This window comes from Actinoplanes sp. NPDC051633 (assembly GCF_040681735.1).
Taxonomy (GTDB): Bacteria; Actinomycetota; Actinomycetes; order Mycobacteriales; family Micromonosporaceae; genus Actinoplanes.
Window position 1 is genome coordinate 1 of record NZ_JBFAZH010000496.1, and the last position, 5,490, is coordinate 5,490.

Sequence of the window (5,490 nt, forward strand, 5' to 3'; positions counted from 1 at the left end):
GTGGCATACGGGTCTCCGGACGGCCGGTGGCGCGTTGCCGGGGACTGGGGCGACAACGACCAACGGCGGCCGCTGCATCGCGCGAGGTCCTTCGAGCATGAGCCCGCACCACAACTTCGTCAAACGGCTTACCGGACAGATACGGCCCCCATATCTACTTCGCCGTCATCCCCCTTGCGCCTTCGTGAAGCAGGTTGCCAGCTCGATCCGCGCCGCCAGGTGCAACTTGCGGAAGACGTGCGTGAGGTGGGTTTCGACCGTCCGACGCGTGACATAGAGCTGCTCGGAGATCTGCCGGTTGCTCCAGCCTCCGGCGGCCAGCTCGGCCACACGGTGCTCCGCGGCGGTCAGCGCATCCAATCCGGACACGGCGGTGCGCCGCGGCCGAGCGCCGACAGCTTGCAACTCGCGTCTGGCATGACGCGCCAGCAGCAGCATGCCCCCACGATCGGCGAGGTCAAGAACCTTCCGCAGAGGAACCTTGGCGGCGGCACGGTGATTCGCCCGGCGCAGGGCGGCACCCAGGGCGAGCAGGGATCGGGTGTGTTCGAGTTGCGCCTGGCTGTCGGCAAGCAGATCGACCGATTGTCGCAGGAGATTGATTGCCGCACTGCGATCGGTGGTCTGCGCGAGTGCCCTCAGCCCGGCACCGAGCGGCCCGGGCAGGCCGACATGATCTGCGAGCTCCACGTGCTCCTCGGCGACCTTGCGGGCGCCGCCGATGTCGCCGAGGGCGACGAGCGCCGTGCAATCGTCGACCCGCCAGTTGGCGACGCCGGGATGCTTGATACCGAGCCGCTCCCAGCCGCCGGCGGCGGCGAGGCAGTCGTCATGCGCGTCTGCTGGACGATGCTGAGCGAGCCGGAGCCGAGCGCGCCGCTCCAGCAGCATTGCGGTGCTCAGGCCGTCCGGCGGGAGCTCACCGAGACGACTGGCGGCCGCCAGCGCCGCGTCGGCGTCAGCCAGTTCATCGAGTTCCACCAGGGCGTCGACCAGCGGGAACAGCGCCCATAGCGTCGCCGGCGGCGAGCTGTTGGTGAGCTTGAAGTCAACGGCGAACCGTGCGTCGGCCTCAGCGTCGCTGATGCGGCCCGCGGCCACCAGGGCGATCGCCCGTAGGACGCTCCCGTGTGCGAGCGCGGTCAGCCGGCCCCGAGTGCGGGCCACGTCGACGAGCGCGCTGCAGCGTTCTCGGGCGACATCCAAGTCTCCGCACGCGATGAGCGTGAGGGTGGCGAACGTCTCGAGCATCGAGTCGGCGTCGTCGGTGAATGCCCCACCCGCCAAGGCCGACGCCAGCAGGCTTCGTGGTTCGTTCTTGGGCCGGGCGTCGCAGATCGCCTCCCAAGCCCGGTGGACGAGCCACAGCGGAAGCGGGTCCGGGTCGGCCAGGCGGCGGTGCAGTCTCTCCCGCGCCTCCGCCGCCGTAGGCGCGTGAAGCCAGGTGTTGGCGACGAGCTCGGCCTCCAGGCGGGCAAGCAAGCCGGGTGCAACGCCGGACGGGTGTGCGAGGCCGCGGCGGCAGAGCCGGATCGCCTCGTCGGACTGCCCGGCCAGGCCGAGAGCCCGTCCTCCGGACAGAGCGATCCTGGACCGCTGGACCGGCGTTGAGGCCAGCTCGACCGCGTCGTCCAAATGCGCGAAAGCAGCTGGTTGGACGTAGGCAGCGAGGCTCAGCCCGAGCTCGCTGCGGACCTCCGCCTCGACGGCACGATCCAGGGGCGGCTCGGCGAGCGCGCGCCGGAGGAAGGCCGAAGCGCTCTCCGGTGCACCGCGCAGGCCCGCGCGGTCCGCGGCGGCACGGAGGACCGCAACGGTCGCCGGCTCCGCCGCGGGTTCACAGTGCAGCAGATGCGATGCGACCGCTTCCGGATCGGTTCGTTCCCGCTGCAGAAGCGCGGCCACCCGCGCGTGCCAGAGGGAGCGTTCGCCGGCGGGCAGACCACCGTAGACGGCACTGGTCACCAGCGGCTGGGTCAGCCCGCACGCGACACCGCTGCCGTCGAGCAGTCCGGCGGCCCTCAGGTGATCGGCCACTCGTGTCGCCTCGGCGGAGCCCAGCCCGGCAACGTCGCGAGCGTGGCGGAGAGGTGCGCGAGAGCCGAGGACGGCGAAGGCCTTGGCCAGGGCCTCGGCGCCGGCCGGGAGGCGGGCTAGTTGGCGCTCGACGCTACGCGCGATCTGTTCCGGGCCGAAGGCGTTCAACGACCCCGCGATCTCGTCCACCGGCTCGATCTGCCCGGCGATGAGGTGATCTGTGAGCGCTCCGAGCAGGAACGGGTTTCCGGCGGTGGCGGTATGGGTTGCCTCGACGAAGGCGGGCCCGGCCCGGGGCAGCCGCTCGTGGACGAACCTCTGCACTGCGGCCGCATCCAACGGCTGGGGACGGATCGGCGCCTCCGGCGCCGCGGCGAGAAGCTCGGAGAGCACGGCCGATTGGGCCGCGGTCTCGCCGGATCGGATCGTGCACACGATGCCGAGCGGCAGATCGGCGATCTGGTGGGTTGTCCGGACGAGCCAGCGCAGCGACGGAAGGTCCGCCCAATGGGCGTCGTCAATGATGAGCAGGGTCGGCGATCGCTCGGCCAGATCGCAGGTGAGCGCGATCAACCCATGGGTCGCCGCGTGCATGGCGTCGCCGACCAGCGCCGGCGCCGCTGATTCGGGGTCGAGCGCCGGCAGCGCAAGGGCGGCCACGCCCACCGCCAACCTGTTCCACTCCGAGCCGGCACGGACGGGTGCGAAGAGTTGACGCGCGATCTGCCAACCGGCGTCCCGCTCGAGTGGACCTCCCCACGCCCGCAATACCCGGACACTCGCCGCACGGGCCATTCGGGCGGTCGCGGTGAGCAGACTCGATTTGCCGATCCCGGCCGGACCCTCGACCACGATCAAGCGACCAGCACCGGCCCGCACGGCACCGATCTGCCGCCCGAGGGCGGCGATCTCGCGTTCGCGCTGGAGCAGTACCCGTGGCATTCGTCGAGTCTGTTTCCGGTCGCGGCGAGGTGTCCAGTCAGTCGTCGGCCACCCGTCATGTCAAACCTCGTGGTGCGCTCCACGATTCGCCTCACCGGTTCCTCGCCGACCGTAGAGGTGGGACCGGAGCAAGCGGCCGGCTCGGGTACGCCCAAAAGAGCGTGGACCCGACACCTGACCGTTTTCCGAACGTCCCGTCCGATCTATCAAAGGAGTACACATGTCCATCGCCCAGAACGACGTCAACGTCATCGCCGTCGAGACCGACAACGACGATTTCAAGGCTGGATCCCCGATCGATGTGAAGGTGCGGGCGGAGGTCGGCGGTGCCCTGTTCGGCACCGGCGGCAAGTACCGGATTCGCCTCACCTTGACCGACGTCACGAACCCGTCGCTCATCAACTCTCAGGACACCGTCGGCAACTACGGTGACGCCAACTGGCCGAACGCCGGCGACAATGTGTTCGCGTTCTCGGTGCCGGCTGCCGCGACGGCCGGCCGCGACGGGAACCTCTTGCAGCCTCAGGCCCGTCTGGTGGGCAACGCCGCCGCCCCGTTCGACAACTCCTTCGTGGTCGGCGACGTCCTTCTCCTCACTCCGTAACAGTGAACCGGCCCGCTCCCACCGGAATCGGAGCGGGCCGGTCCGCGCTCATGCCGACCGCCACTCCCGCCTGAGCAGCCCGTAGACCCATGAGTCGGAGACGTCGCCGTTCACGATGCAGTCTTCCCGTAACGTTCCTTCGCAGACGAACCCGAGCTTCTCCAGCACCCGGGCAGAGGCCACGTTGCGCGTGTCGGTCTCGGCCTGGACGCGATTGAGGTCCAGCGTGTCGAATGCCCACCGCAGCAACGCGTCAGCGGCCTCTGTCGCGTACCCGTGGCCCCACGCCGCTTCGTTGAAGCAGTAGCCCAGCGCCGCACTGCGGTAGTCCGGATTCCACCTGCTCAGGCCGCACCAGCCGATGAATGCCCCGTCGGAGGCACGGTCCACGGCCGGCCGCACCCCGGTTCCGTCCGCTGCCATCCGCCGGCTCGCCGCGATGAATCGCTCGGCGCGCCCGCGGTCGCTCCACGGCGGCGCATCCCAGTAGCGCAGCACGTGGGCGTTGCTGTGCAGGGCGAAGAGGTCGTCGGAATCCGCGTCGTCGAAGGGACGCAGTCGAAGGCGAGCGGTGGGCAGCGTGGGGGTGGGCAGCGACATGCGCGTCATATTCTGGGCGGGCTCAGGGCACCGGGAAGTCCTGCGGGGGCCCTTCTCCGGTAACTCCGTCGACTTGCTCGCGGAGCAGGTCGGCGTGCCCGGTGTGGCGGGCGTACTCCTCGATCATGTCCACCACCAACCGGCGCAGGCTCATCCCGTTCGGGGTCGTCTGCTCCAAGCCACCGCGGGACAGCGCCTCGGCCAGGGCTTCACGCGAGCGGTGCACAGTGTCGACCCAGAGCGCACGTAGCGCATCGGGGGTGTCGTCGGCCGCCGTGCTCCACGCCCAGTCGTCCCAGTCGCTCTCGAGGTCCAGTTGGTCGAACGGCGCCCTGACCGGTCGATCGGCGAGCCGGTGCTGGAAGTAGAGTTCCTCGACCCACGCCATGTGTTTGAGCAGCCCGCCCAGCGTTACCGACGACGCACCGAGCCGCAGCCTCAGCCCATCGGCATCCACATCGGCACACTTCCACGCGAACGTGCGCCGGTTGCGTTCCAGGGTGATCAGCGCCGTCTCGACCTCGTCACCGCGCATGAAGCGCTCGATGTCCCACTCTGGTGCCTTGCCCGGCGTGAATCCGAAGGCGCTTGTCATGCGAGCAACCATAGGCATGGAGGTGCGTTTCAGCTACGGGTACTCGGAACCCACCGAGCGGCGGACGCTCAGCTCGCCGCCGGCGGACGGGTCAGGCCGGCGTCCCGTAAGAAGGTGAGCACCGCCGCCACCCGGCGATGCACCTGGGTCTCGGCGGTGAGTCCGAGTTTCGTGAAGATCGAGTTGACGTGCTTCTCCACCGAGGACTCGGCGAGCGACAGCCGGGCCGCGATGCCGGCGTTGCCGTGGCCCTGCGCCATCTCGCGCAGCACCTCGAGCTCTCGAGGCGTCATCCTGGCCAGCGGCGACTCGCGGAGCCGGGCCCGGCGGGCGACCAGCGCGTCGACCACCTGGGGGTCGATCACCGAGCCGCCCGCGGCCACCTCCCGCAATGCCGCGAGCAGCTGCGCGAGGTCGCCGACCCGGTCTTTGAGCAGGTACGCCAGCCCGGCGGTGCCGTTGCGGAACAGCTCGAACGCGTACGCCTCGTCGGCGTACTGGGAGAGGATCACCACACCGACCGAGGGCGTACGCGTCTTGATCGTGTGCGCCGCGTCGATGCCCTCCATCGACCGCCCCGTCGCGCCCGGCAGCTGCATGAGGAAGTGGGTGTGCACCACGTCGTGCGCGGTCCGCACGACCGCGTCGAGCAGGTCCGCCGCCGACCCGACGGCCGCGGTGACCGTGACCGCCCCGGATTCCTCGAGCAGCC

The 5,490-nt window shown here is 70.0% G+C and carries 5 protein-coding genes; 1 reads left to right on the plus strand and 4 read right to left on the minus strand.

Annotation, left to right across the window (positions count from 1 at the left end; genetic code table 11):
• Positions 1-165 precede the first annotated feature (165 nt).
• On the minus strand, positions 166-2,979 hold the full coding sequence (locus tag AB0M20_RS24835; RefSeq protein ID WP_364301983.1) for an AAA family ATPase: 2,814 nt from the start codon (positions 2,977-2,979) through the stop codon (positions 166-168).
• Positions 2,980-3,199: 220 nt separating this feature from the next.
• On the opposite strand from AB0M20_RS24835, the gene AB0M20_RS24840 reads away from it, so the two are divergent.
• Complete coding sequence (locus AB0M20_RS24840) at positions 3,200-3,583, plus strand: hypothetical protein (RefSeq protein ID WP_364301985.1); 384 nt, start codon at positions 3,200-3,202, stop codon at positions 3,581-3,583.
• A 48-nt stretch (positions 3,584-3,631) separates the two neighbouring features.
• Here the strand turns inward: AB0M20_RS24840 and AB0M20_RS24845 are convergent, their stop codons facing one another.
• The 3 genes from AB0M20_RS24845 to AB0M20_RS24855 all read right to left on the minus strand — a co-directional run.
• Complete coding sequence (locus tag AB0M20_RS24845) at positions 3,632-4,183, minus strand: GNAT family N-acetyltransferase (protein WP_364301987.1); 552 nt, start codon at positions 4,181-4,183, stop codon at positions 3,632-3,634.
• A 22-nt stretch (positions 4,184-4,205) separates the two neighbouring features.
• A complete protein-coding gene (locus tag AB0M20_RS24850) occupies positions 4,206-4,778 on the minus strand; it encodes a DUF664 domain-containing protein (RefSeq protein WP_364301989.1) in 573 nt (190 codons plus the stop codon).
• Between the two features lie 68 nt (positions 4,779-4,846).
• Positions 4,847-5,490 (minus strand): response regulator transcription factor (locus AB0M20_RS24855; RefSeq protein WP_364301991.1); only part of this gene is annotated, 644 nt, incomplete at its 5' end.